Source organism: Prosthecobacter fluviatilis, assembly GCF_055388355.1.
The window spans coordinates 4442297-4467448 of sequence record NZ_AP043782.1 but is presented as its reverse complement, the minus strand read 5'-3'; the positions used below and the strand labels follow the sequence as shown (position 1 = coordinate 4467448).

The following is a 25152-nucleotide window of genomic DNA, read 5'->3' as shown; positions in this document are numbered from 1 at the left end:
TCAGACATAGAACAGGCGCGACCCCCATGAAAAGATCGCGCCTGCGTGGATTTCAAGCTGCCAGCGGCTCACCAGCCGTCTGTTTTGACGGCTGGCTGCCTCCTTGCCGCTTAAAAGTTGATGCGGATTCCAGCCTTCGCATACTGCGTGCTCTGGTTCCCGAAGTGTCCTTCGTAGCCCAGGTAGCTCGTCACTGTTTTGAACAGTTCGAAGCCCGCGTTGAACTGGATCACCGCCTGCGTGTTGCCCATTTTGGCGAAGTTCACGCCGTAGCTCGCAGATGGCACCGAGGCCACGTTGACCCCCATCTGGCTCTTCGTGTTCTGGAAGTACTGCTGCACTGAGGCTGCGAGTTCCAGGTTCAACCCATGGCCCGCAACCTCCGTGCTCCACAGTGCGGAAAGGCCCGCCTCTCCCATGAACCGGTTGTTGTGGTAGCCGCCAACGTTGAGCGCATCAACCGCCCCCGTTTCATTGAAGCCCCCGACCTGCGAGTTCGCGTAGCTCAGTGACACACGAGGAGCGATGGAAACCCCTCCCACCCGCCAGCCTTTGTACTGCACACCCAGGAAGCCCACGTAGCTCGTCACATCCGTGGATCCCGTCACCGTTCCGTTCACCGTCTGCCGGCGAAGGTCCATGCTCTGCTGGTTGAGCCCAAAGCTGCCAAACAACGTGAAGCTCTTCGCCACCGTGTAGCGCCCAAACACCATCGCACCCCAGCCGTCAGACTGCGCGCTTCCCAGCGCCGCGCTGATGCTGCCCTGGCTCAGGCTGCCGGCAACACCAAACACATACTCCTCCGATGCCAGCAGGTTGACCCCGGCATAGTAGTCGTTGCGCGCAGCCCTGGCTGCATCGGCAGTGTTCAGGCTCGCATAGGTGTAGCCCATGAACACAGACATCGTCTCAGGCACCTGGCTCAGGCTGTCTTCGTCAATCTGGCTGGGGATGTAGTTCATGGGTGACACACGGTCCTGGATGCTGCGCGCCAGCACCTGGTTGCCCATGAAGGCATAGTCGGCCAGAGAGCCGTAGTAGTCAGGCACGTATTTGGCCAGATCGGCTGCGGAGCCACCGATGTCGTCAGTGATCTGCAGGGCGAGCCTGCCTGCCGTGGTATTGGTATCAATCTGATTCTGGCCCACGAAGGCTGCATTGAAGATCGACGCAGCTGCTGCGCGCTGATTGTCATTGCTGCCAAGATCAGCAAAGGTGCTGTTGGGGGCATTGAGACCAGTCGCAGTGAGGGCGCCGGTGTTCACATCAAAGACCACCGCAGCATTGATCACGGCGGGATTCACGCCCAGGATGCCATCGGCATCAAAGGTCACTTTCGAAAAGACACCGCTGAGGTGTTTGATCGGCACTGCGCCGCCAGGCCCGGAAATGAGCTGAAACTTGTTGCCTTGAACCGGCGTGAAACCTGAATACGTGGCCACGTTGAGCTCGTTGCTGATGGTGAGTGTTGCGAGCGGTGCCAGCTGCACTTGGTCAAAGTCCGTTCCGCCCACTCCGCCGAGTCCGGCAAGTTCAGCTTTGAACGCGCCGCCAAAGACGGGATTGACACCTGCACCTGTGAGGTCCGACACACCAGGAGAGAAGCCCGGCGCGATGGTGCCGAGAATGATGACGTTGCCGGTGCCGACGAATTTGATGTTGCCGGCAATCGTGGAACCGACCGGAACGATGAAATCGTTGCCGCCGATGTTGATGATGCCACCCGTGGCATCCTTGCTGGTCAGTGTGGTGAAGATGATCGTGCCACCGCCGCTGAGATCCAGCGTGCTGCCGTTGGCAATGGTGATCGTACCGCTGTTGAGCGTCGCGCCGCTGCCGATGGTGAGACCACTGTCAATGTTGGTGCTGTCAGTGGTTGTGGTGCCACCGTTCAGAGTCAAGCCGCCACCACCACCGCCACCGCCACTGCCGCCACCTGTCGTGAGAGAGGAGCCGGGGGCGTCCAGGGTGCCTGTGAAGCTGCCGCCATCGGCCACGACCAGCGCATTGCCATTGGTGTGGATGGTGCCTGAGCCCGACAGTGTCTGAAAGGTTACCCCGCCACCGTTGAGATTCAGAGTGCCATTGACAGTGACTGCCGCCGTGTGGGAGAGCAAGTCGGCTCCGCCGAGGTTCAATGTGCCACCGCTGTTCACCGTCACCAGGCTCGCTTCCGCAGACTGGTTCAGCGCGACTGTCCCATTAACGACGATGGTGCCCGTGCCCAGCTTGGCATCAAGAACACTGCCGTTGTTCAGATTGTAGGTCGTTGCCGTCAGCGTTGCCGTGCCTGTGATGTGGCCGGTGTTGTTCAGCGTGGTGATCGTGTCGTTGGTGGACCCCAGATTCAGCGTACCCGCGTTGGTCACGGTGGAAACACCCGCCAGACCACCATTGATGCTGTTCAGTGTGGCGGTCGAAGACACATTGACACTGCTGCTGGCCAGGCTGCCGTTCAGCACCACTGTTCCGGCATTGATGTTGGTGGTGCCGGTGTAGGTGCTGGCGCCATCAAGAACCACGGCACCGTCATGATTGGCATCGTTGATGTCCAAGGCGGCTCCACCCGCCGTATCCGAGATCTTGCCGCTCAGATAGACCGTGGATCCGGTGGGAGTGCCGTCGGCATTCGTGCCAGAAGCCGCGCTGGAGGTCGTCGACAGGACTGTCGCGTTGCTGCCTTTGAGATCCATGTTGTTCTGGAAGATGACATTGTTGGTCGCCTGATCAGCGCCAAAGACCAGCGCATTGCCGCTCGATACAAAGCCATTGACTCCCCACTTCAGGGTCTGGTTGTTGCTGAGGTTCACCGTGAGATCTCCACCAACAGCTGCAAAACCGCCGCTCCCGGTCCACTGCACACGATTGCTCTGGGGGCCAACGTAGCGGGTGAAGTCAGCAACAGTCCCGTCGGACATCAGCACTGCGTTGGAGGTCAGGCTGCCGCCGAAGTTGATATTGCTGTCCCAGTAGATGCCCTCGCTATCATTGGCCTGAAGCGTGCCACCTTCGATCTTCGTCTGGCCGGAATACAGGTTCGCACCCACAAACTGGACGAGACCGCTGCGGATGATCACGTCCGCTCCGCTGCCGGAAGGGGTGTCGGAGGGGCCGCCGGAAGGAATGATGGAAGCAGCGGAGTCATCGGCAATGCCGGTCCCGTACGGGTCACCGTTGAAGGTGATCACGTTGCCGCTGCTGTATTTGTCGGCGTCAAGAATGAGAGTGGCACCCTTCATCAAGAACAAGTCGGAACCTGCCCCAATGCCACTCTGGCCTAGGGTGGCACCATCCGAGCGTGGCTGGCCGTTGCCGCTGCGGATGCCGTTGCCATCAAACAAAGTGTTGCCCGTGATGGTGAGCGAGCCGCCGGTGCGGATGAAAATCGCGCCGCCAAAGCCATTGCCCCCCTCTCCGCCAGCCTGGGGTGTGAGATTGTCGAGACCGCTGGCCCCCATGCCGCCGCCGAAGCCGCCACTGCCACCACCACCTGCTCCGCCCTGGCCGCCACCACCGGCAAGACCGGCAAAAGAGCTGCCCGGGGCTCCGCCGGCCCCACCGTTGCCACCTTGGCCACCTCCTGCGCCAAAGCCACCGATGCCACCAGGCCCGCCATCACCGCCACCTCCTCCTGAAGCACCGCCGGCTCCATCACCGCCGCTACCGCCGTCACCGCCCCGGCCGCCTCCATTAAATTCGCCGCCGTTGCCACCGACCCCGCCATTGCCACCGTCACCACCAAAACCGACATAGCCCGCTTGGTTCATGGCGATGTAAGCCGCCGCCTGCAATCCATATGTCACCGCCTGGGCACTGCTCGAAGCCGCCTCCGCGCCCGATTTCGTGGCGCCAGCAGGTTCAGTCACAGGGTTGGCGGATCCCAAGGCTTCAATCACCGCCCTGGCCGTATAAAAGGCCGCCAGCGCCGTGTTGATCGGATCGATATCCCATCCATCACCGCCAGCGCCGCCATTGCCACCATTGCCACCAGCCACCAGGGGAGCACCATTGGCCCCGTTCGAGGCATGGAAGCCGTTGCCGCCATTGCCGTCATTCATGAAAATGCGGACGCCGAGAAAGGTGTCCAGAAACTCACGACCATCCGAGCCGCTTGCAGCCTTGGTGGTGTTGCTGAACAGATTGTTCAGCGAGCCGCCGGTCGTTCCCACCCCGCCGTTGCCGCCAGCCGCATTGTTGGAGAGAAAGTTCACGTTGTTAAGCTCGACGTTTGTACCCGAGTTAATGAACAACGCGCCGCCCATGCCCGCACCGCCGCCACTGCCATCACCGCCTTTAACGGCGAAGTTTTGCAAAGTGACGTTGCTTAGGTTCAGAGTTCCTGACTGCAGGAAATAGCCGTTGCTGCCGCTGCCATTGATGATGGTACCTGCTCCGTCGTAGGAGTAGTTTACACCTGCTCCACCGTTCATGATGTTGCCATAGGTGGCTTCCACTGCGTAGGCAGGTTTCATAAACAGTGACAGGGACGTGATTGCCACCAGCGCCGCTCGCGGCGCCTTTCGGAATACTTTTCGGTATATGGGATGTTGTGTTTTCATGGGTATGCACAGTTTTGTGCATCCGGCATCCACAGCTTCCCGGCCCCCGTGTTACCTCACAGCCAAAAAAAAATTTCACCTTCCGGGTTCTGCTGCTGCCGAAAGGCCCTTTTCCACCTGCAGCAGCCGTTGTTTTGCCTTGAGCAGTACCTGCTCCGCAGATTTTGGCTCATCCACTTGCCGCTCTTCGCAGGCAGCGACGATCCTTCGCAAGATTGCCCCGGCCTCCTGAGGCCGGTCATTCTGCAAAAGCTCGTCTGCCAGCGGCAGAAACCGGGAAAAAAGTGCAAGTTCGCCAGCTGTGCGGTTCAGCAACTCAGGCAGCTGCCGCAGCAGGGGGGCGGCATCTTCTCCTCGGCCCAGTTTTAGGAGCGTGAGCGAATGCTGCACCAGCAGCCCGGCCGCATCCGCAGGCAGCAGCCCATCAATCAAACGCACCCGCTCCAGCCAAGTGCCGCCGAGTTCACGCGCCTCTCCTGGCAGATTCATCTCACGCAGCGTGGCAATCAATGACTCAGCCCTGTACAGTGTGTAGGCATGTGCCGGTCCCAGCTGCTGGTCGCACACCTTCAGCTCATTGCGCAGCAACTCCAGATTTTCGGCAAGATCTCCACGCTTCACCAAAATCTGGCTCAGGGCTTTGAGTGTGGACTTTGCCTTCAAATAATCCGGCCCCACCGTGTGCCAGTAGATGTCCAGCGCCCTGTGACCGTACCGGATCGACTCTTCAGCCAGCCCCGCCTCGCGGCAGTGCTTCGCCAGCCGGCCATAGGCACGGCCGGTGATCGAATGCCTTTCTCCAAAACCCTCCATGGCATAGTCGCAGGTCTCGCGCCCCAGCTTCAGGGCTTCCTCCTTCCTGCCCAGACCAAAGATCGCCGTCATCAGTTCAATGCGGCCCACGATGATGTCAAATTTGTCCGCCTTCTTCTCGTAGTGAGCCAGGCAGGACCGCAGCAGCATCTCGGCCTCGTTCAAAGCCTGCCTTCCCTTCACTTCCTGGACCAGCTCTTCTGCCAGCGCATATTTGGTCTTGAAGATCTGCATGTCCCCGGCTGGCAGGTTCGCCGCCTGCCAGATCATGATCCTGCGCAGCTCATCGCGTATTTCACCGCCCTTCCTTCCGGTCGCGGAAGAAAAGTGCATCTCCTTCAGCACCACCCGGTAGCGCATGCTCCAGAGCAGAGGATCATTCGGGTCCAGCTGCGGTTCCACCTCAGCCAGCACTTCGCGGTACAACTTCAGGTCTGCCGGTTTGTTCAGCAGCGTGGACAGCTCCTCCAGCATGGATGCTTTGCGTCTTGGGTCACCTTGAAATTCACTCACCCGCCGCAGCAGCTCCCGCAGCATTTGCTCTGGATCCACTTCCCGTCCCACCAAATACTCATCCATGCCATGCACCGTCTCCAGGATGATGGAGGCAATCTCGTCCGACTCCTTCTTTTGCTGCAGCGCCACGCGTTCCGCTGCGCGCGCCTTAACCGCCAGATGGACTGACACCCCTGCGCCCACGATCAGCGACGCCGCGATGCCGACTATGCCGAGCGTCGTCGCCTTGTTGCGCTGCGCCAGCTTCCACAGCCGCTCTCGCGCGCCGACCGCTCTCGACTGAATCGGCTCACCTTGGAGAAACCGGTCCAGTTCGTCCGCCAGAAATCCAGCACTCGGGAGTCTTCTTGCAGGCAGCTTCTCAAGGCAGCGCAAGATCAGTGTGGCCAGATCAGGCTGCACCCGTTGCAGGGATGCAGCCGACAAATTCTCAGGGCTTCCCTTCGCCTCCTTCGGTTTCTTCCTCACCGTCAGCTTCCCTGATGAGCTGATCTCAGGCTCTTCCTGCGTGATCCGCCTCATCACCTCCACCGCACTCCCTCCCGTAAAGGGCAGCTTGTTCGTCAGCATCTGGAACAGCATCACCCCCAGCGCCCACACATCGCTCGCCGTCGTCACTTCCTTCGCTTTCCCCGCCGCCTGCTCCGGGCTCATGTAGTGGGGTGTCCCCACATAGGCGTTGCTGCGCGTCAGTTGAAACTCAGCATCCAGCAGTTTCGCCAGCCCAAAGTCAGACAGCATCGGCCTGCCCCCCACATCCAGCAGAATGTTCGCCGGCTTCAGGTCACGGTGCAGCACCCCACGCTCATGCGCATACTGCACCGCCCTCGCAATGCGCACCATGAACTTCGCCGCCTCGCGCTCAGGCATCACTCCACGCTTTTTGAGCCTCTCCGCCAGAGACCCCCGATCAGCCAGCTTCATCGTAAAATATGGCATCCCATCCTCCTCACCGCTCTCATAGATCGGCACGATGTCTGGGTGGTCCAGCTGCGCCACCGCCTGTGTCTCCGCACGGAACCTCGCCGCCTCCTCCCGTGTCGCAAAATGCGCATTGCGCACCACCTTCATCGCCACCGCCCGCTTCAGCCTCAAATCCTCCGCCTCGTACACAATCCCCATTCCCCCGCTCGCGATCTCCCTCACCAGACGGTAGCCGGCAAACTCACACGGCAGCGTCAGCGCACGCTCCGGCGGCGCTTTCGCCAGCCCACTCGCCGCCTCCAGTCCCTCCTGCAGCAGGCACACCAGACACACACCGTCCCTCTCCAGCTTTCCGGAGCACACAGGGCACTGAGGTGGTTCAGGGAGGACGTTGCTCATTGAAAGGGTTCACACGCACATCATGCCGACACCGACAGCAGGCTCACCAGATAGCGCAGCTCGTCGTCCACCTCTTCCTCCCTGGAAACAATGTTCCTCACCTCCGCTCGCAGCAAAATCCCAAACCTCTTGCGCAGGTCGGAGGCAGCCTTCCGCACCGCCCCATGGGCCATCCCATGTCGGCTCGCCATCTCCTCCCAGTCCGGTCCCTCGGCACCGTTCGCAAAGGTCTTCTGCCGAAGCTCCAGCAAAAAAGCACTCCTCTGACGCTGCTCCAGCTCCTCCACCAGACGCTTCATCGCCTGGTCCACCAACGCACGCGCCCACCCGTGGTCAAAGGCCTTGTCAGGCGTCTGTCCCTCGATCAGTCTCGGCTCATCTTCCCGCACGCTCATCACCTCCAGCGGCAGCAGCACCGCCCCTCCGCCCCGCTTCACAGCCAGCTGCCGCTCACGCTGATTGCTCAGCCAGTTCGTGAAGCACCTCAGCAGAAAGCTCCGGAACCTTACCTCCCCGCGCTGCACATTTCTCAGCATGTCGCTCGAGATCAGGTGCTCAAAGAATCCCTGCACCTCGTCACACGCCGCATCATGCCGCGATCCTCTCTGCCTCACAAACACATAAAGCGGCCGCCAATACGCACGCGCCAGCCTCTCCAGCCCCGTCAGCACATCCTCATCCCGCTTCGCCTCCTGGATCATCGACCACAGCGTTGCAGGAAAAAGAGCGCTGTTGCCCGACTGCAGATTTTGAGTGGGACTGGAAAGATCTATGTTGGACACGTGCGGACCCATCAGCCTCGGATGATTTAACTGTCTCGGAATTTGATAACCTAAATGTAGTAAAAACTTAAACAGCAGCAGCCAATCAAAAAAGGATGCTAATGTAAAAAGAAAGCAAACAATGCCCTCTTTCACAGACCTCGCCGCCCTCGACAAGCAACACCTCTGGCACCCCTTCACCCCCATGCGCCAGTGGTGCGCCCCGGACCATGTCCCGCTCATGCTCGTCGAGGGCCACCGCTGCACCCTCCGCGACCAGTTCGGCAAAGAATACCTCGACGGCAACGCCTCCATCTGGACCAACGTCCACGGCCACGCCCACCCCGTCATCAATGCTGCCATCATCCAGCAGCTCGGCAAAGTCGCCCACACCTCCTTCCTCGGCTTCACCAACGAGCCCGCCATCCGACTCGCCAAAGAGCTCATTGACCTGCTCCCCGGCGGCAAAATCACCCGCGCCTTCTTCACAGACAACGGCTCCACCGCCATCGAATCCGCCGTCCGCATGGCCCTCCAGTACTGGAAGCAAAACGGCGGCCCGCAGCGCGATACCCTCATAGCCTTCGACCGCGCCTACCATGGCGACACCCTTGGCGCCGCCAGCCTCGGCGGCATTCCCCTCTTCAAAGGCAGCGGCAACGACTTCGGCTACCGAGTCATCACCGTCCCCAGCCTCGACGCCCTCGCCTCCTTATCCGCCGACGATCTCAGCCGCACCGCCGCCGTCATCATTGAGCCCCTTATCCAAGGAGCCGCCGGCATGCGCCTCTGGCCCCAGGGCATGCTCGGCCAGCTCGAAGCTTGGTGCCATCAGCACGACATCTTCCTCATCCTCGACGAAGTCATGACCGGCTTCGGACGCACCGGCACCATGTTTGCCTGCCAGCAGGAAGGTGTCACCCCCGACTTCCTCTGCCTCGCCAAAGGTCTCACCGGCGGTTACCTCCCCCTCGCAGCCACCCTCACCACCGAGCGCGTTTTTGAAGGCTTTCTAGGCGACCCCGCTGAAGGCCGCACCTTCTTCTACGGCCACAGCTACGCTGGCAGCCAGCTCGGCTGCGCCGCCGCTCTCGCCAGCCTCCAGCTCTTCCGCGACGAGCGCATCCTCGAACACCTCCCCGCCAAGATCGACCGTTTCCGCCAGCTCATGGCCGACCTCCCCGGCTACCGCCAGTGTGGCATGATCTCCGCCATCACCCTCGACTCTCCGGACACCAGCCTCGGCGCACGCATCTGCATCGCCGCCCGTGCCCACGGCCTCCTCACCCGCCCTATCGGCAATACCATCGTCCTCATGCCACCTCTCTGCGTCACCTTGGAGGAAATCGACCGCATGGTCACCGCCCTCCGCGCCGCCCTTGCCGATCTCGGGGCTCACACCTAGTCTGGTGCTCTCGAAAGATTGGATCTCCAATTAAAACAGCTCTGCCTACTCCTGAAGGATCGACAGTCCAGCCAAGCTCATCCCTTTGCCAAAACAGGAGCCGCCTTCCCTTTCACACATCGCATCAGCCGCTCCCCCCTCATCGTCAGAGCGCCCCTGTCCCATGTTCATCACATTCTGCTTCGCATCCGGCCGTGTCAGCACCACCCGCACCCCTTCCTCCGCCACAATCCAGATCGGCGACTCCTCCGTACCACACACTCCGATGTCCCACATCCGCTCAAAACTGTAAACACCCGCCGCGATCACGAACCTGTCCCCCGGCTGCAGAGCCGCCACCGCCCCCTTCAGCGCATCCTTGCCCGTCTCCGCACGCTTGATCGTTCGCCTCTGCACCGCTTTTCCCCAGCCCGGCACATACCTCATCTCCTCAGCCTCAGCACAGGCCGTCATCATCAGCAAGACCGTCAAAATGCATTTCATGCGCAGAAAAATCCCGGATAGTCCGACCTCGCCCGCTCCACCGCAAACGCTCTTGTCATCCCGATTTTTGCAGCCCCTCTGCCGGATCACCCCATCAAAACCTCATGCCATGCAGAAGCCACGGTGCACGCATAGGCATTCTGCAAGAGCCAGTCATCTGGATCCCTCGCGCTGCCGAAGCACTCCGCATTTCCACCCAAAACTGAAGGAAAAAGCAGTCCTTCTAGATGTCGTGGTTCAGGCGGAGTGAATGGCCAGCATTCTCAGCCACAGCATGCCTTTCGGCCGTCCTTCATTCGACCATCCGCGCTTCATCCTGTCGTTAAACATTGCCGGCCAGGAATACTTTGCCCACTGTCGCTCACTGTCCGACATCACTTCAATGCGGTGTGTGAGGCGGAAGCGTTCAATCAATGTGTTGGTGATGCCAGGCTTTAAGAAGTCATGCGTCTCCACAATCATGTCCGTCTGCAGCAGGCTGGGCACGACAGCAGGGTTCAAAAGCTCCAGCTCCGCCCCTTCTGCATCACAAAAAACCAGAGCCCCCTTCCCTGCCAGTTCCTGCAGCTTCCCGGCATCACAGAGACCGTTGACGGTGACTTTGTCCCTCACGTTGTTTAAAGCCGCCAGACGTTCCAGCATTTTCCGGGCCTCTTCGGAGATGTCAAAGCCATGCACCACTCTGGCCATGTTTTTATAAGCAAAGCCGACCGTGTAGTAGCCTTCAGCAGCGCCCACATCTACAATCCGGTCATATTGCTTTTGCGGAATCTCAGCCACCCAGCCAGCAATAGGCTCCTCATACACCCCTACCAGCTTAGGCACAATGGAGGAGCCATGGGACTCAAAATGATATTTCATCCCGGCAAAAGGCCCGGCGAGAACTTCAAGCTTCTCGCCAAATGCGCTTTTGACCGCTTCGCTCCTGCGTTTTTTTCGCCAGGCCTTGATAGATTTCAGCAACTTCCTCATGTTAATGCAGCCAGAAAAGCCGCACAGCCAGCTTAGAGCAACACATAATCTGCGGATTAGCTGCCGAAGTGCCCCATCGCCCCACCTGGCTCCAACGCTTCGACGGCCCCAGTGGCGAACACAAGCTCTTCCAGCACCTCAGCATCCTCTACAGCAAGACTTACCTCGGTTTGCTTCGCGACGAACTCACCGACCTCCGCCAGCGTGGCATGGCCCTCCTGGCCGACCAGAAAATCGAGGCTCTCAAAAAGCGCTTCTGCGATCTCTCCCTCTTCGTCAAAGAAATCAAAGAGCGTTTCAGCCGCTGGTTCAACAAGCGCCGAGGCCGGCGCGGCACCCTCTGGATGGACCGCTTCAAAAGCGTCCTCGTCGAAGGCAAAGGCGAGCCCCTGCGCACCATGGCCGCCTACATCGACCTCAACCCCGTGCGTGCTGGTCTGGCGAAAGACCCGAAAGACTACCGCTGGTGCGGCTACGCCGAAGCCCTCAGCGGCAGCCGCCGGGCCCAGCGCGGCCTCTGCAAAGCCCTGGGCAAACCGGTGGACGGCTGGAAAAGCACCGCTGCCGCCGAAGCCTACCGCTGCTTGCTGCATGCCGACGGCCGCGAAATCAAAGACGTCCGGAACGAACACGTCGTGCGCTCCGGTGTCAGCGCAGACACCGCCCGTGCCGTGCTGGCTGCGAAAGGCAAACTCAGCACCGCCGAGCTGGTGCGCCTGCGGGTGCGCTACTTCACCGATGGCCTCGCACTGGGCAGCAAAGAGTTTGTGGAAAGCATCTTCGAGGCGCAGCGCGAGCTCTCCGGCCCAAAGAAAAGACGGGGTGCCAGACGCTTGAAAGAAGCCGCATCCCCCTTCTACACCTTGCGCAGCTTGAGATTGAGCCCGCTCGATTGAGGCGCTTGGACAGTCAAATACGACGCACCCGACACCATCACGCGCACAGGCCCGCCACCACGGTTCCCGCTGCGGTTGTTACTCAACGACCGCAGCTACGGCAATAATGCCGCAAAAAGCCATCAACAGCCTCTCCAGCCTCACTTCAATGGCGTACCAAACATCCAGAACAGCACATAACCCAGCAGACCCGTGACCGGGATCGTCAGCACCCAAGCCCAAATGATACGCGACACCACTCCCCATTTGATTGCGTTCAGCCGCTTCGCCGCCCCCACCCCCATGATGCTCGTCGTGATTGCATGCGTCGTCGAAACTGGCATGCCATAAACCGCCGCCACAGAAAGCACCGTCGCCGCAGTCGTCTCTGCCGCAAAACCATGCACCGGCTGCAGTTTCACCAGCTTGTGCCCCAGCGTCTTGATAATGCGCCAGCCCCCGGCCGCCGTTCCGGCCGCCATGACGAGAGCGCACGTCACCTTGATCCACACCGGGATCTGGTCACTCTTCGCCCCGAGGGACTCGATCCTCAGAAAGCTCAGCCACTCAGGCACCTGGGAAAGGTCGCCCGCCTTTGTTCCCGCCACCAGCGCCAGTGCGATGATGCCCATCGTCTTCTGTGCGTCATTCATCCCGTGGCTGAAGCCCATGTAGCCCGCGCTCAGGATCTGCAGCTTGCCAAACACCGCCGCCACCATGCGCGGTTTCAGCCAGCCAAAAAGCGCATTCAGGCCCGAGATCAGCAGGTACAGCAGCGACATAATCGCAAAACCCAGCAACAGGCCCGCCAGCGGGGAGCTCACCATCGGCACCACCACCTTGTAGAGAATTCCGCTGCCTTCATACCAGTGCTTCCCGGCTTCGGGAGCCTTGGACCAAATAAGCACCGACCACTTGCCGCTCGCAGTAGCCAGCGTCGCACCGGTCAGCCCGCCCACAAGCGCGTGGCTGGAGCTCGATGGCAGCCCAAACCACCACGTGATCAGGTTCCAGATGATCCCCCCCAGCAACGCGCAGATGATCGTCTGTGGCGTCACGTAGGCGGAATCCACCAGCCCGGATGAAATCGTCTTCGCCACCGCCGTGCCAAACAGTGCCCCCACCAGGTTAGTCAAAGCGGCCACAACGATCGCCATGCGCGGCGTCAGCACTTTCGTGGAGACCACCGTCGCGATGGAGTTGGCGGTGTCATGGAAGCCGTTGATGTACTCAAAAATCAACGCCACCAGAACCACGGAAAGGACAAGGGTCATGCGCGGCGGGCGGTCAGGAGTTCTTCAAAACAATATGGGCCACCACGTTTCCGGCGTCACGGCAGCGGTCCACCACCTTTTCCATCAGGTCGTAGAGGTCTTTCAGGATCACCACCATCACAGCATCCTTCTCCGTCGTGTACAGCGCCCGCAGGCAGTCGATCATGAGCTTGTCAGCCTCTCCCTCCACCTGCTGGATCTTCTCGTTCAGCACCTTCACACGCTCCAGGTGCAGCTTCTTGCGCAGTTCCACCACCATCGTCAGCACGACTTCCGCCGCAGCATCCATCAGCTTCACCTGCCGGGAAAAATCCGCGCCAGCCAGACGCTCCCGGCAGATCAGCAGCCGCTCCGCGATCTTCTCCACCGTCTTCGGAATCTTGTACAGCGCGTTCGCCAGTGCTTCGATGTCTTCCCGCTCCAGCTCCGTCACGAACGTCTTGCACAGGGCCTCGTCGATCTGCTGGGTGATTTTCTTGTCTTCCCGGCGCGTGGCCGTGAAGGCATCCAGGCTTTGAGGCGCAGTAGGGTTGGAGAGCAGGTTATGAAGGGACTGAACGCTCTGCCGGGCGTGGCTTGCACTGGATTCTAACAAATCATAAAAAACATCCGATTTGCCGAAAAGTTTTTGGAAGGAAATCATGTGGGATTACCCGCAGGTGGGCGGGCCGCCAGTTAGAGCGAGCGCCAGGGGGGCTGTCAAGACCACCCCATTCGCCTAATGTGACGAAAAAGTCACATTTGATGTTTTTGACCATGACAACAAAAAACCCATCAGCGGCTTGCCGCAGATGGGTTCATTGCAGATTTGCAGCTCTGCGGAAGGAAAACTAGCTGCTGGAAACCGCGTCGGCACCACGCTCGCCGGTTCGGATGCGAATGGCATCGAGCACGGCGCTCACGAAAACCTTGCCGTCGCCGATTTTGCCGGTGTTTGCTGCTTTGACGATGGCATCAACCACTGCGTCAGAACGGCTGTCGTCCACGACGACCTCAATCTTCACCTTCGGGAGGAAATCGACGGTGTATTCACTGCCACGGTAGATCTCAGTATGGCCCTTCTGGCGGCCAAATCCTTTGACCTCCACAACAGTCATGCCTTCGACTCCGACTTCGGAAAGGGCTTCTTTGACATCCTCCAGCTTGAACGGTTTGATGATCGCTTCGACTTTTTTCATGGTTACGGCAATTAGTAGTGTGGTTCACGAATTGCAACGATCAGAACCGTGGGAAGACGATTTTCCTGGCCCAATCTTTTGCGAATATGAGTCTAAGCCGGAAGCGTGCCAACTTGAATGCCGATTTCCCAACCCCTCTGAAAACCATCACTTCTTAGAGGAGAGCCGTATTGCAAACCCACTGGCTTTCGCTTACCTCGGACCATGCTCCGCACCGCCGCGCCTCTGGCCCTTTTCCTTTTCTGCCTCCCCGTCACCGGCACCTCCCAGGACTCCCCGGTGGAGCTGAAACTGCACTGGGAGCCCGGCATGGCTTACCTCCAGGAATCTGACACCGAAACGACCAACTTCCTGACCTCCCTGGGCAAAGCCACAGACCAGAAGCTTCGTCTGCACCAGACCACCTCCATCACCGTCAGCAAGACCTCCGCAGAAATGACCGAGGCCAAGGTCCTGATCACCGCCCTGCTCGGTGAAATGTCCTTTGAGGGAAAAAATTATGTTTTCGATTCCAGAAACCCAGCCTCCTCCAGTCCTCAGCTGCAGCAGGCTTTCGGTGGCTCTGCAGGCAAAGGGTTCACCCTTGTCTATGATGCCAAGGGCAATTTTGTCGATGCCAAGGACATCGGTTCCATGGTCACTGGAGATGTCGAACCCGACCTGACCTCGATTGCCACCGCCCGCCAGCTCGCCACGCTCTACCGCCGCTCTTTGGAAATGGGGCTGCCTAAAATACCCGTCAGCCCCGGAGACAAATGGATCTCTGACGAAATAGTCCCCTTCCCCCAGGCCGGCACGGTCCAGGTAAAGCTGAATGCCAAGTTCGACGGCATTGTGGACCGCGAAGGCCACCGCCAGGCCCAGATCGCCTTTGAAGGCACCATGAAATCCAAGCCCGACAAGGACAGCACCGGCCGCGATCTCGAAACCGAGCGTCCCGTGACCTTCGGCGAAAACTCCAAGGTCAACGGCCACGTCTTCTTTGACCTGGAACGCAAAACCATCTCTCTGGCTGTGTTCTCCGCGGCCATTCAGCTCAAGGTGGAAGGCAAGCCGATGCCGGTGCATCAGCAGGTCACGACACGGCTGATCTCCATGAAGCCGGTGACGGCGGCTCCCGAAACGGTCAAACCGTGATCAACTCCCCGGTGTGGCTCGCGTCATACCCCGGCAGTTCGTCAATCAGCCGCCGATGCGATCGGCTGCGCAGCAGTCGAATGAGCGCCTGCATGCGCGGATCCCGCTCCATGGCGGCTGAAAAACACAGATCTAGCGACTCATCGCGCACCGGCAGAAAGCGCAGCCCGGCATCCTCGGCGCAGAGCCGCACGCACACACCTGCCTCAGCCCAGCCGCCACGCACGGCCTCCACCACCGCCTGGTGGCTCATCATGATGCGCTTTGAGACGTGTGGTTTTCCAAGAAGTTCATCCAGGCACTCCCGCGCAGCAGAGCCCGGCTCACGCATGGCCCAGCGGCGCACTTGCCGGGCACAAGCCGCGACGCTGCGGGTATGATCCTGCGCAGGCAGAGCGATGCCCTCCTGCCACTCTGCACTGCGCAGCAGTCGGTAGCCGCCGCCAAGCTTCTCACGCACCGTCTCAGCATTCCGCCCCGGCTGCTCCGCCGTGGAGCGGTGCAGCGCAGCCACATGCACCACACCCTGCCTCAAAAGCTCCAGAGCAGCCGCCCCGCCACGCGGAAAAGCCAGCAGCCGGAAGCCTGACGCCGCCGCATATTCCGCCGCCAGCAGGCCCGCAGCCGGGTCACACCCCGCGAGCACCAGCGTCTGCGTGGCATCCCAGTCGCCGCGTTCATGCAGCACTTTTTCACGGCAAAGGCCGTCATGTGCCCATGCGCTGCCGGGCAGCGTTTCCACAGGGTACAGCCACTTTCTTCCCCCGACCTCGGCCTCCCAGTAGCGGCCCGCCACCGGCTCCTGCCCCCAGGCCCAGGTCACACCTTGGACCGCCTTTTCTCCTCCGGAGCCAAACATTTCCTCCACACTGCACTCGAGCGCCTGCGCCACCGCCAGCGCCGCCGTGACAGATGGCGTGAGCCGCCCGGCCTCAATGGCGCTCACAGAACTGCGCGGAATCCCCGCCTTGCTCGAGAGCTCGTCCTGCGACCAGCCTAGCGCCCTGCGCCTTGCCGCGACGGGATGCTGCTGTGAATGGGCTCGTGACATGATGCTGTCATGATGTGGCCGGATCGCAGCAGAGTCAATCCAGTGGCCGGACGGCTTTTAGACTCCGCGCAGAAACCACCACACTCTGTTTTGCAGCCGCACAGACCTCGCTTAAAAGGTCACACCCTCATGAAAGTCCACATTCTTCAGCATGTCCCTTTTGAAGGAATCGGCAGCATGGAGCCCTGGCTGCGGGGGCGGTCGGCTGACATCACCAGCACGCGTTTTTTTGAGCCCTGGACGCTGCCTGAGGTCAGCAGCCTGGACCTCATCATCGCCATGGGCGGGCCCATGAGCGTGAACGACGAGGCCGAACTGCCCTGGCTGGTCGCTGAAAAGCAGTTCATCCGCACCGCCATCCATCACGGCGTCCCGCTGCTGGGGATCTGCCTGGGCGCTCAGCTGATCGCCAGTGCTCTCGGCGCACGTGTCTACCCAGGCAGGCAGCGCGAGATCGGCTGGTTTGACATCGAGGCCATGCCTCATGTCTGCAGCACTTTTGCCTTTCCCAAAACCACCAAGGTCTTTCACTGGCACGGCGAAACTTTTGACCTGCCAGCCGGCGCGGTCCACCTCGCCCGCAGCGCCGCCTGCGAGCATCAGGCGTTTCAGATCGGCTCCCATGTCATCGGTTTGCAGTTCCATCTGGAGACCACCCCTGAAAGCGCGGCTGACATCATCACACATTGCCGGGACGAACTGGTGGAAGACGCCTACGTGCAATCTGAAGCCACCCTGCGCTCCCTGCCCCTGGCGGCCTACGAGCATGTCAATGTCCTGATGGCTCGTGTGCTGGACTACCTCGCCGGCACAGCTCTCCCCCCTTGAAAGCCGGTAGCTGCTTCCAAACCGCACTCCCGGCCATGCCTGCGGACGGATGCCGTGCGTGAAACAGACGGGCTTCTCGGAGCTACCGCAGGTGCTTTTTGACTTGTGGCACTATCATGTCTTCTTATGACATGATAATGTCACAAGCCAAACTGCCGACCGCCCTCATGTCTTCACGCATTGCTTTTTTACTGCTTCTGCCAGCCATCTTTTCGCCTTCACTCCAGGCTGCGGAGCCTCAGCCGTTTGAACTGGGAGAAATTGTGATCACCGCAGACGCGGAAACGGGGGCGGACGCGATGACCAGCCGCATCAGTGCAGACAGCATCCGCAAATTTGAGCGCAAGGATCTTTCCGAGGCGCTGCGGCTCAGCCCCGGTGTAGTCACCAACAACAACGGCCCCCGCAACGAAGCCGGGGCCTATGTCCGGGGCTTTGATCTGCGGCAGACACCGATCTTCATCGACGGCATTCCAGTTTACGTGCCGTATGACGGCTATGTGGACCTGCAGCGCTTTACCACGGCCGACGTGGCGGACATCAAGGTTTCCAAAGGTTTCAGCTCAGCCACCTACGGGGCCAACACCCTCGGCGGCGCGATCAACATCGTCACGCGCAAGCCGCAGAAGGCCTTTGAGGGAGACTTGCTCGGCGGCTGGATGCAGCAGGGCGGCTATCAGTCCGCGCTGAACACCGGCTTCCGCAGCGAGCACTGGTACCTTCAGCTTGGCGGCTCCTTTGTGTCCCAGCACAGCTACCCCATGTCGAAGAGCTTTGCCCCGACACCCAACGAGAACGGCGGCAACCGTGACAACGCCTACCGTCAGGACTGGCGGGTCAGCGCCAAAATCGGCTACATGCCAAACAAGACCGACGAATACGCACTGGGCTACATTCTTCAGCGCGGGGAAAAAGGAAACCCCGTGTATGCTGGCACCCTGCCGGCAGCACAGCAGCCCCGGCGGTACTGGCAGTGGCCGGAGTGGGACAAGCAGACGATTTATTTCATCGGCCACACGCAGATCAGCAAGAACAGCTACATCAAAGAGCGCCTCTACTTCGACCGGTTCATCAACTCGCTGTTTGCCTACAACAACGGCAACTACAACACGCAGAACCCGCCCTCGGGTTTCCAAAGCTACTACGATGACTACACGCTGGGAGGCAGCCTGGAGTTTGGAACCAAACTGACGGAAAAAAACACCCTGAAGGCCGCGCTGCACGGCAAGTATGACCGCCACAAGGAGCACAATGCCGGAGCACCATACTACACCTTCGAAGACGCCACTTATTCCCTCGGCCTGGAAGACACCCACCAGTTCACCAGCCGTTTCAGTGTCACCGCCGGCGCCAGCTATGACCGCCGTAGCGTGATCAAGGCGGTGGACACCAACACAGGCAAGTCCCTTGGCGGCAAGACCTTTTCGGCACTCAATCCTCAGATCGGCTTCTTCTACAAGCTCCGGGAGCATGGCACCTTCCACTTCACCGTGGCACGCAAGAGCCGCTTCCCCACCATCAAGGACCGCTACTCCTACCGGCTCGGTGCCGCCATCCCCAACCCCGACCTGCAGCCGGAGCACGCGGTTCATTACGACATCGGCTATGATGGAGATCTCACCAAAAAGCTGTCCATCCATGCCAGCCTCTTTGCCGCCATGGTGGACAACACCATCCAGACCGTGGCCAACGTCACCCCCGGCGTGTTTCAGTTTCAAAACGTGGGCAAATCACAGAACCTCGGCACCGAGCTTGGTTTCACCTGCAAACCCTGCAGCGCGATTGAGCTTGGCACGAACTACACCTATCTCGACCGCAAGAACATCAGCCAGCCGAATGTGAAGCTGGTCGATACGCCCAAGCACGCCCTTTTTACCTGGGCGGACATACGCCCGGTGGAATGGCTCAGCATCATTCCCAGCGCCGAGTACAACAGTTCCCGTTTTTCTCTCTCCACCGGAGCTGGCGTCGGGGCTTACGCCCTGCTCAATCTCAAGATCGCCATCCGCCTGCCCGGCCAAACCACACTGAGCTTCGGAGCCAACAACCTCTGCGACCGCAACTACGCCATCACCGAAGGCTATTACCTCGCCGGACGGACGCTGTATGCAAACGTGCAGGTCAAATTTTAATCCCAAAATGAACATGAGACTGCTGCTTCTACTTCTCCTGGCCACCCAGATCTCCGCGCAAACACTGGAAGTCTCCGGCGAGGTGGAAAAACCGCTCAAGCTGTCCGCCACGGATCTCGAACTCCTCCCGCATCTGACAGTGGATGCGACAGAGCATTCAGGGGAAAAAGCAAAGTTCACCGGCGTGCCCTTGTACCAGATTCTCAAAAGCGCCGGAGTGCCGATGGGCGAGCAGATGCGCGGACCGGCTTTGTCGCTCTACATCGTGGTCATCGCGGCAGACGGCTACCAGGCCGTGTATGCCCTGCCAGAGCTTGATCCGCTGGCGAACGAAGGCCCGGTCATCCTGGCAGACCAAAAAAACGGCCAGCCTCTGGATGCTGCAACCGGCCCGCTGCGCGTGGTCATTCCCAAAGAAAAACGCCACGCACGCTGGATTCGGCAGGTCATCAAGATTGACGTGCGCCGTGCCGCCAAACCATAAAACAGCGCCGCCGACCTCAGGCGGCGACGCGGCTTCCAGCCTGGTTAATAAAAGTTACTTTGTTCCCGCTGGATCACCGCCCGTCTCGGCAGGCAGTGATTTGCCATTGAGCCAGACGTATTCCTTCCAGGCACCTTCGTAGAGGCGGACGTTGGGGTAGCCTGCCACATGCTTGAGATAGAACTGCAGCAGGCTGCCTTCGCGGGACGTGCCGCAATAGGCGATGATGTTTTTGTCGGAGGTGATGCCGGCTTTTTCGAGCTCGTCCTTCACTTCGGCGAAGGGCTTGAACTTGTGGGTGTTGTCCTTCTCCATGAGGCGGGCCCAGTGGAAGCTGATGGCACCGGGGATGTGGCCTTTGCGGAGCCAGACATCGTCCTCACCACGAAACTCGTTCATGGGGCGGGCGTCGACAAGAATGTTGCCGGGCTTGCCGATGTGGGCCTGCACGTCACTGATGCTGGCGGTGATGGTAGTGATGCCTTTCTCCGGCAGGGTGCCTTTGGGATTGCCAAAGTAGTCCTGCACCGCCACAAAGCCCTGCTTCTTCCATTCGGCGAGCCCCCCATCAACGATCTTGATGTTCTGCACGCCGAATTTTTCCAGCACGTAGACAACCATGCTGCTGCTGAGAATTTCATCATTCGGCAGCACATCTCCTGTGGCATAGACGAGATGGAGACGGTCTTTGTCCACCCCGGCTCGAATGAGCAGCGCCTGCGTCAGGTCATCCGGCAGGTACTGCACGGGCACAGCTTCGTTGGTGCCACGCAGAGTGTCGAAATTGATGTGGTGGGCGGTGGGCAGGTGACCGCGGAAGTAGTCTTTGTAGCCGCCACGGGTGTCGAGAACGATAGGGCGTTTGGAAGCGTCCGGGTTTTCGATGAGGGCCTTGGCTTCGGCGCAGGTGATGAGGCCGATCTCGGCCTGGGCCGCTGAGCTCAGCAGGGCGACGATGACGAATGAGAGGATGGATTTCATGGGTTGGTGTTTGTGAGAAAATTAGAAGGTGAAGACGTAGTTGATCTTGGCGATCCAGCTGGCCCGGTCCTTGTCGGGAAAGTTGGCCCAGGTCTCGAGCACGATGTGCTTGTTGACGAAGTACTTGGCGCCGACAGCGGCGATGTGCCCCTGCTGGTCGCGCGACTGCACGAGGTCGGCGTTGAGATTGAAATTACGCTCGAAAAGCTTCCAGGTGCGGTCCACGCCAAAGAGGTAGCTGTTGCCGTTTGTCTGCAGGCCATACCCCGCATGTACACGCACCACGTGGAAGTCATGGTGCATCATGGCGTAGGTGAAAGGATCGCCCGCACGACGGGAGTCCGTGAGCGCCACACCTGCGACACCGACGGCGATCATGCCGTCCTGCCAGGGCTGGATGCGTGCCTTGGTCTGGAAGAGAAGAGGACCGGAGTAGCCGGTGCCGAGCGCGCTGTCGAGCCCCCATTCGAGGTGGAGAGGCTTGAAGTCCCAGCCGGTCTTGAAGCCAGCCCACTGCGTGCTTTTGCCAGGTCCGCTGGTGGCGAACTGGTTGGACCCGCCAAAGCTGGTGAAGAACTGAGCCGCGACTGTGCGATGGTCGATGGTTTCTGCCGTGGGGATGTTGTTGAGACCGGTCGGAGTACCGAACACGGAGGTGACCGCTGCAAAAGCAGCAAGAGTGAGGAGGCGGGTTTTATCTTTCATGTTATGTGCGGGCGTTCTCTTCAGGGGAAAATCAGAAGAAGCGGCGGCCCAGAGCGAAGATGAGGGCCGCAAGCAACGCCGAGCACGGCAGTGTGATGACCCACGCGGCGATCACCGGGATGACGGTGCGCCATTTCACCTGCCGGGTGGTGATGCCGATGCCCAGCAGCGCACCGACAGAGACGTGCGTGGTGGAAACCGGCAGACCGTGGATGCTGGCCGTGGTGACGAGCAATGCAGTTGCCAGATTGGCTGCAAAACCCTGACCGGGATTCATTCCGGTGATTTTGTGGGCGAGGGTTTCGGCAACCTGCCTGGCGCTGATCAGCCCCCCTGCGGCCATGGCCACGGCCACAAGGATCATGCCGGTGCTGCCGTGAAACCAGCCCACTCCGAGGAGCAGGGCCGCCATTTTAGGCGTGTCATTGAGACCCCGAGCAAAGCACACGGCGCCGGCACTGAGGAAATGCAGCGCGTCCAGCGTTCGGGTGCGGTGGTCGGGCACGAGACGCAGGGGTTTTAAAATCGCATACAAGAGCATGCCTGCCGCCACGGCCAGCACGGGGCTGACCAGGAGAGGCTTGATGAAGCCCTCCCAGAGCTTGTCCACATTCACGTCTCCGGCTATCCATCCTGCTCCGAGCAGGGCACCGGTGAGCATGTGAGTGGTGGAGACAGGAAAACCGAGCCACGTGGCAAAAAAGCCCGCCACACCGGCACCTGCCGCCACGGAGAAGAGGAAAAGCGGCTGCGTGATTAGGGCCTCCGGTACGAGACCTTTGCCGGTGAAGGTTTTCAAAAGACCGACAGCCACGAACATGGCCGCCACGCATCCGGCAAAGGTGGTGACGGCGGCCCAGTTCACCGCCGTTCTGTAGCTCGTCGTGCCACTGCCAAATAGGGAGGCCACACCTTTGAAGTTGGCATTCGCCCCATTGGCATAAGCCACAACGATGACGGCAAGGGTGATGAGGAGAAGCATGCGGAAACGGCCTTATTTGCTAATTATGGCAAATAAGCAATTAAAAGGTTCCTTCTCTCAAGAAATTTTCTCGATGAGGCAAATAACTGAACGGATGTAAGGCTCAGCTTGTGGCCAGCATCTTTCTTGCTCGCTCCTGGCAAAAATAAAAGGCCAGTCCCAGTCCGGCACCCATGCCGATGCCGTAGAAGACTCCCCAGCTGAGCATAGCGGTGGTTTTATGCACTTTCATGAGCGCAGCCTCGGACTCGCCACCGATGAAGTAGCCAAGCGTGTTGCACACGAACAGCGAGAGAAAAACTTTAACCACAGAGCGCAATGCATCAAAGGCGGCCACCAGCATGCAGGCCATCACCATCGTGCCGCCAAACAAGCCGGCCAGACTTCCCGGATGTCCACGCAGTTGCATCCAGCCCGCGATCCACGCGGCGGAATAGGCGGCAAAGGAGATGCCAAAAAGCTTGTAGAAACGGGAGATGGAATCCGGACCGATGATGAGGCGATGGAGAATCGGCGAAGTAAGGGCGATGAAGACGACAGCGCAGGCGGCATACATCACAGGCTCTCCACCATGCGTGTGGAACCAGCGTCCAAAGACGGCCCAGGGGACAAAGCCCGCGACGCTGACGGCGGTGAATCCGAGAGCGCCGCGAGTTACGGATGCAGCGAGCGATGGCGCACAGGCGCCGGCGGTGCGGGCGCGATCAGCAATGCTGTGGGGATCGAGTTGAAACCAGCTCATGAGAGGGAGTGCAGTGGGGGAAGGGTTTGTGTATAGCGGTGGTGCAACAACGTTTTCATGCGACAGGTTCGTTCGGCAGAATGTACCAGGCATCTTGCGACGTTTGAGTCGCTGGCATGCAAAGCCACCAGCCCGCTGGCTTTGATCCGCCCACCTCTTCTCTGACTTCCCATGACCTCTTCACACCTCTTCTGCTGTCTGCTGACCCTGAGCCTCTGTGCCTCTGCCGCAGAACCTGCCCCCCCCGGCGTGGTCAGTAGCACACCCAAGCTGGAAATCCTGAACCGCCAGATCAAAGAGAATGCGGAGGACGCACAGGCTTATTCCAACCGCGGCTACGTGCTGGCTTTGCTGGGGCGGAAGGAGGAAGCGCGGGCCGATGTGAAAAAATCCGTGGAGCTGCGTGACAAAGCGCCGACTCACAACCGCGCAGGCTGGGCGTATTTCAACATGGGCGACTTCGCCGACAGTGTGCGTGAGTTTGAACTGGCGGCAAAGATGAGCGACCATCAGGCCCATTACGACTACTACTCCCTGGTCCTGGGCTACTGGGGCACGGGAGACACGCAGAAGGCTCTGGAGAACTACCAGCTAGCCTCAGAGAAAGACCCGCGCTTTGGCAGCTACAAGACGCTGATGGAGCGCACGCTGGAATGGACTCCGCTGGAGCAGCGTGCCATCCATGAAATCTACGTGCTCTGGAGCAAGACGTGGAAACCGTGAGGCGAGGCGCCCCGCCTCAGCAGCAGCCGGAGCCGGGTTTGCAGCCGCCCTTGGTTTCCATGACGACTTCGCCGTCGCGGTGGGTGGGCGTGGGCTTGCCAGGGCGGAAATGCTCGTGGTGGTCCAGCGTGGCCTTCAGGCCAAAGAACTGGAGCGTGGTCTCAGCGAGGCCTTCTTTCACCGCCTCCATGAGCGCGGCGGGATCGGCCTCAGCGCGGAGATTGGCGATGAGCTGGCCGCCAGTGGTGGGCTCGTCGAGCTCCATGCCGAGCTCGGCCACGTAATCACTGCGCACGAGGTTGATGCTGGCGAGCTCGCCTGCGATGCCGTCGTCGGGGCTGAAGGTCATTTTAAAATGAGCGATCTCAGCACCATCGCGCAACAGGCGTGCCTGCACGGCGGAGGCGAGCTGCTTGAGAAAGGCATTGGCGTCGAACTCATCATCCGACTTCAGCGTCACCGTGGCATTCAGCCAGCCCAGCAGGGCCTCACCATCGGCATACACTTCATAATCGACGGCCATCGGGTTCCTCCGCGCCTGCTCGTTCGTCATCAGGCTCGCAAAAAGCTCGTCGAGCCCCGTTTCCTGACGCGGCGATGCGGTGACGATCTTCGCCAGAGGAAACTCCCTGGCCAGCACCTCCCTCAGCTCCTCGCGCTGGGCTTCCTCGATGAGATCGCTTTTGCTGATGACGATGATGTCCGCCTCCTCAAGCTGCTTCTTGAAGATGTACGCCACCTTGGTGGAAAAGCTGCCTCCTTGATCCAGGCCAAAGACACGCCGCGCCCGCACCGGGTCCACCAGCACGCTGAGCGGCGCGATGGTGAAGGCATCCCCATACATGCGACGCAGCGGATACGTCACGGTCGCCACGAGATCCGTGCAGCTCCCCACCGGCTCGGCGATGAAGACGTCCGGCTTCGCCTCATTCGCCAGCTTGCTCGCCGCATCGACGAGCGTGTTAAAACGGCAGCAGAAGCAGCCGCCGGCGATCTCCTCCGTCGCGTATCCCTGGCCGCGTAGCAGCTTGGTGTCCACCAGCCCTCCGGCCTGGTCATTGGTGATGAGGCCGACCTTGAGCCCCTGGGCACTGAGATGCCTGGCCAGGCGGCCGACGGTGGTGGTCTTTCCGGCGCCGAGGAAGCCGCCGATCATGATGTAACGTGCTTTGGAGGACATGGGGAGTGTGGAAGAAAGGAGGACGTGTGCAAAAGGCTGCAACAACTC

21 protein-coding genes are annotated in these 25152 nt (G+C 60.2%); 7 read left to right on the top strand and 14 right to left on the bottom strand.

Annotation, left to right across the window (positions count from 1 at the left end):
- Nucleotides 1-110 precede the first annotated feature (110 nt).
- From ACZ5WW_RS17390 to ACZ5WW_RS17380, 3 genes are all read right to left on the bottom strand, one after another.
- Nucleotides 111-4472 (bottom strand): hypothetical protein, encoded by a 4362-nt coding sequence (locus tag ACZ5WW_RS17390; protein ID WP_377165926.1) that lies wholly within the window; start codon nt 4470-4472, stop codon nt 111-113.
- Between the two features lie 162 nt (nt 4473-4634).
- Nucleotides 4635-7211 carry a serine/threonine-protein kinase gene (locus ACZ5WW_RS17385; RefSeq protein WP_377165928.1) on the bottom strand — a complete coding sequence of 859 codons (2577 nt, stop codon included), beginning with the start codon at nt 7209-7211 and terminating at the stop codon, nt 4635-4637.
- A 20-nt stretch (nt 7212-7231) separates the two neighbouring features.
- On the bottom strand, nt 7232-7993 hold the full coding sequence (locus ACZ5WW_RS17380; protein ID WP_377165930.1) for an RNA polymerase sigma factor: 762 nt from the start codon (nt 7991-7993) through the stop codon (nt 7232-7234).
- Between the two features lie 121 nt (nt 7994-8114).
- On the opposite strand from ACZ5WW_RS17380, the gene bioA reads away from it, so the two are divergent.
- Complete coding sequence (gene bioA, locus ACZ5WW_RS17375; RefSeq protein ID WP_377165932.1) at nt 8115-9377, top strand: adenosylmethionine--8-amino-7-oxononanoate transaminase; 1263 nt, start codon at nt 8115-8117, stop codon at nt 9375-9377.
- A gap of 45 nt (nt 9378-9422) precedes the next feature.
- Here the strand turns inward: bioA and ACZ5WW_RS17370 are convergent, their stop codons facing one another.
- Both ACZ5WW_RS17370 and ACZ5WW_RS17365 read right to left on the bottom strand, forming a co-directional pair.
- A complete protein-coding gene (locus ACZ5WW_RS17370) occupies nt 9423-9860 on the bottom strand; it encodes a hypothetical protein (RefSeq protein ID WP_377165934.1) in 438 nt (145 codons plus the stop codon).
- Nucleotides 9861-10097: 237 nt separating this feature from the next.
- Nucleotides 10098-10832 (bottom strand): class I SAM-dependent methyltransferase, encoded by a 735-nt coding sequence (locus ACZ5WW_RS17365; protein WP_377165936.1) that lies wholly within the window; start codon nt 10830-10832, stop codon nt 10098-10100.
- Nucleotides 10833-10900: 68 nt separating this feature from the next.
- On the opposite strand from ACZ5WW_RS17365, the gene ACZ5WW_RS17360 reads away from it, so the two are divergent.
- Entirely contained in the window at nt 10901-11728 is an 828-nt protein-coding gene (locus ACZ5WW_RS17360; protein WP_377165938.1) for a transposase, read from the top strand.
- 140 nt (nt 11729-11868) lie between these two features.
- On the opposite strand, the gene ACZ5WW_RS17355 is transcribed toward ACZ5WW_RS17360, so the two are convergent.
- The 3 genes from ACZ5WW_RS17355 to ACZ5WW_RS17345 form a co-directional block, all read right to left on the bottom strand.
- Nucleotides 11869-12981, bottom strand: a complete 1113-nt coding sequence (locus ACZ5WW_RS17355) for an inorganic phosphate transporter (RefSeq protein ID WP_377165940.1) — start codon at nt 12979-12981, stop codon at nt 11869-11871.
- 13 nt (nt 12982-12994) lie between these two features.
- Complete coding sequence (locus ACZ5WW_RS17350) at nt 12995-13624, bottom strand: DUF47 domain-containing protein (protein ID WP_377165942.1); 630 nt, start codon at nt 13622-13624, stop codon at nt 12995-12997.
- A gap of 187 nt (nt 13625-13811) precedes the next feature.
- On the bottom strand, nt 13812-14159 hold the full coding sequence (locus ACZ5WW_RS17345; protein WP_294404234.1) for a P-II family nitrogen regulator: 348 nt from the start codon (nt 14157-14159) through the stop codon (nt 13812-13814).
- Between the two features lie 204 nt (nt 14160-14363).
- On the opposite strand from ACZ5WW_RS17345, the gene ACZ5WW_RS17340 reads away from it, so the two are divergent.
- The gene (locus ACZ5WW_RS17340) at nt 14364-15296 is read left to right on the top strand and encodes a hypothetical protein (protein WP_377165945.1); all 933 of its coding nucleotides are present in this window, start codon (nt 14364-14366) and stop codon (nt 15294-15296) included.
- Here the strand turns inward: ACZ5WW_RS17340 and ACZ5WW_RS17335 are convergent.
- Nucleotides 15286-16347 carry a substrate-binding domain-containing protein gene (locus tag ACZ5WW_RS17335; protein WP_377165947.1) on the bottom strand — a complete coding sequence of 354 codons (1062 nt, stop codon included), beginning with the start codon at nt 16345-16347 and terminating at the stop codon, nt 15286-15288. The two genes, ACZ5WW_RS17340 and ACZ5WW_RS17335, sit on opposite strands and share 11 nt — an antisense overlap.
- Nucleotides 16348-16476: 129 nt before the next feature.
- Between ACZ5WW_RS17335 and ACZ5WW_RS17330 the strand changes: the two genes are divergently transcribed.
- From ACZ5WW_RS17330 to ACZ5WW_RS17320, 3 genes are all read left to right on the top strand, one after another.
- Nucleotides 16477-17175, top strand: a complete 699-nt coding sequence (locus ACZ5WW_RS17330; protein WP_377165949.1) for a type 1 glutamine amidotransferase — start codon at nt 16477-16479, stop codon at nt 17173-17175.
- 137 nt (nt 17176-17312) lie between these two features.
- Nucleotides 17313-19307: a TonB-dependent receptor plug domain-containing protein gene (locus ACZ5WW_RS17325; protein WP_377165951.1), complete on the top strand. Its 1995-nt coding sequence runs from the start codon at nt 17313-17315 to the stop codon at nt 19305-19307.
- A 13-nt stretch (nt 19308-19320) separates the two neighbouring features.
- On the top strand, nt 19321-19791 hold the full coding sequence (locus ACZ5WW_RS17320; protein WP_377165953.1) for a molybdopterin-dependent oxidoreductase: 471 nt from the start codon (nt 19321-19323) through the stop codon (nt 19789-19791).
- A gap of 54 nt (nt 19792-19845) precedes the next feature.
- Here ACZ5WW_RS17320 and ACZ5WW_RS17315 read toward each other — a convergent pair whose 3' ends face one another.
- From ACZ5WW_RS17315 to ACZ5WW_RS17300, 4 genes are all read right to left on the bottom strand, one after another.
- Nucleotides 19846-20772 carry a sulfurtransferase gene (locus ACZ5WW_RS17315; protein WP_377165955.1) on the bottom strand — a complete coding sequence of 309 codons (927 nt, stop codon included), beginning with the start codon at nt 20770-20772 and terminating at the stop codon, nt 19846-19848.
- Nucleotides 20773-20793: 21 nt separating this feature from the next.
- The gene (locus ACZ5WW_RS17310; RefSeq protein ID WP_377165957.1) at nt 20794-21477 is read right to left on the bottom strand and encodes a hypothetical protein; all 684 of its coding nucleotides are present in this window, start codon (nt 21475-21477) and stop codon (nt 20794-20796) included.
- A 31-nt stretch (nt 21478-21508) separates the two neighbouring features.
- On the bottom strand, nt 21509-22459 hold the full coding sequence (locus tag ACZ5WW_RS17305; RefSeq protein ID WP_377165959.1) for an inorganic phosphate transporter: 951 nt from the start codon (nt 22457-22459) through the stop codon (nt 21509-21511).
- A gap of 103 nt (nt 22460-22562) precedes the next feature.
- Nucleotides 22563-23201, bottom strand: a complete 639-nt coding sequence (locus ACZ5WW_RS17300; RefSeq protein ID WP_377165961.1) for a hypothetical protein — start codon at nt 23199-23201, stop codon at nt 22563-22565.
- A 171-nt stretch (nt 23202-23372) separates the two neighbouring features.
- Between ACZ5WW_RS17300 and ACZ5WW_RS17295 the strand changes: the two genes are divergently transcribed.
- Nucleotides 23373-23924, top strand: a complete 552-nt coding sequence (locus tag ACZ5WW_RS17295) for a tetratricopeptide repeat protein (protein WP_377165963.1) — start codon at nt 23373-23375, stop codon at nt 23922-23924.
- A 16-nt stretch (nt 23925-23940) separates the two neighbouring features.
- On the opposite strand, the gene ACZ5WW_RS17290 is transcribed toward ACZ5WW_RS17295, so the two are convergent.
- Nucleotides 23941-25146 (bottom strand): GTP-binding protein, encoded by a 1206-nt coding sequence (locus ACZ5WW_RS17290; protein WP_464694167.1) that lies wholly within the window; start codon nt 25144-25146, stop codon nt 23941-23943.
- Between the last annotated feature and the right edge of the window lie 6 nt (nt 25147-25152).

What these genes read in the sequence shown, in the direction of transcription:
- ACZ5WW_RS17350 (WP_377165942.1), bottom strand. Translation starts at nt 13,624, where the DNA reads ATGATTTCCTTCCAAAAACTTTTCGGCAAATCGGATGTTTTTTATGAT.
- ACZ5WW_RS17315 (WP_377165955.1), bottom strand. Translation starts at nt 20,772, where the DNA reads ATGAAATCCATCCTCTCATTCGTCATCGTCGCCCTGCTGAGCTCAGCG.
- ACZ5WW_RS17340 (WP_377165945.1), top strand. Translation starts at nt 14,364, where the DNA reads ATGCTCCGCACCGCCGCGCCTCTGGCCCTTTTCCTTTTCTGCCTCCCC.
- ACZ5WW_RS17370 (WP_377165934.1), bottom strand. Translation starts at nt 9,860, where the DNA reads ATGAAATGCATTTTGACGGTCTTGCTGATGATGACGGCCTGTGCTGAG.
- ACZ5WW_RS17310 (WP_377165957.1), bottom strand. Translation starts at nt 21,477, where the DNA reads ATGAAAGATAAAACCCGCCTCCTCACTCTTGCTGCTTTTGCAGCGGTC.
- ACZ5WW_RS17330 (WP_377165949.1), top strand. Translation starts at nt 16,477, where the DNA reads ATGAAAGTCCACATTCTTCAGCATGTCCCTTTTGAAGGAATCGGCAGC.
- ACZ5WW_RS17355 (WP_377165940.1), bottom strand. Translation starts at nt 12,981, where the DNA reads ATGACCCTTGTCCTTTCCGTGGTTCTGGTGGCGTTGATTTTTGAGTAC.
- ACZ5WW_RS17300 (WP_377165961.1), bottom strand. Translation starts at nt 23,201, where the DNA reads ATGAGCTGGTTTCAACTCGATCCCCACAGCATTGCTGATCGCGCCCGC.
- ACZ5WW_RS17325 (WP_377165951.1), top strand. Translation starts at nt 17,313, where the DNA reads ATGTCACAAGCCAAACTGCCGACCGCCCTCATGTCTTCACGCATTGCT.
- ACZ5WW_RS17320 (WP_377165953.1), top strand. Translation starts at nt 19,321, where the DNA reads ATGAGACTGCTGCTTCTACTTCTCCTGGCCACCCAGATCTCCGCGCAA.
- ACZ5WW_RS17305 (WP_377165959.1), bottom strand. Translation starts at nt 22,459, where the DNA reads ATGCTTCTCCTCATCACCCTTGCCGTCATCGTTGTGGCTTATGCCAAT.
- bioA (WP_377165932.1), top strand. Translation starts at nt 8,115, where the DNA reads ATGCCCTCTTTCACAGACCTCGCCGCCCTCGACAAGCAACACCTCTGG.
- ACZ5WW_RS17295 (WP_377165963.1), top strand. Translation starts at nt 23,373, where the DNA reads ATGACCTCTTCACACCTCTTCTGCTGTCTGCTGACCCTGAGCCTCTGT.
- ACZ5WW_RS17365 (WP_377165936.1), bottom strand. Translation starts at nt 10,832, where the DNA reads ATGAGGAAGTTGCTGAAATCTATCAAGGCCTGGCGAAAAAAACGCAGG.
- ACZ5WW_RS17345 (WP_294404234.1), bottom strand. Translation starts at nt 14,159, where the DNA reads ATGAAAAAAGTCGAAGCGATCATCAAACCGTTCAAGCTGGAGGATGTC.
- ACZ5WW_RS17385 (WP_377165928.1), bottom strand. Translation starts at nt 7,211, where the DNA reads ATGAGCAACGTCCTCCCTGAACCACCTCAGTGCCCTGTGTGCTCCGGA.
- ACZ5WW_RS17335 (WP_377165947.1), bottom strand. Translation starts at nt 16,347, where the DNA reads ATGTCACGAGCCCATTCACAGCAGCATCCCGTCGCGGCAAGGCGCAGG.
- ACZ5WW_RS17390 (WP_377165926.1), bottom strand. Translation starts at nt 4,472, where the DNA reads ATGAAACCTGCCTACGCAGTGGAAGCCACCTATGGCAACATCATGAAC.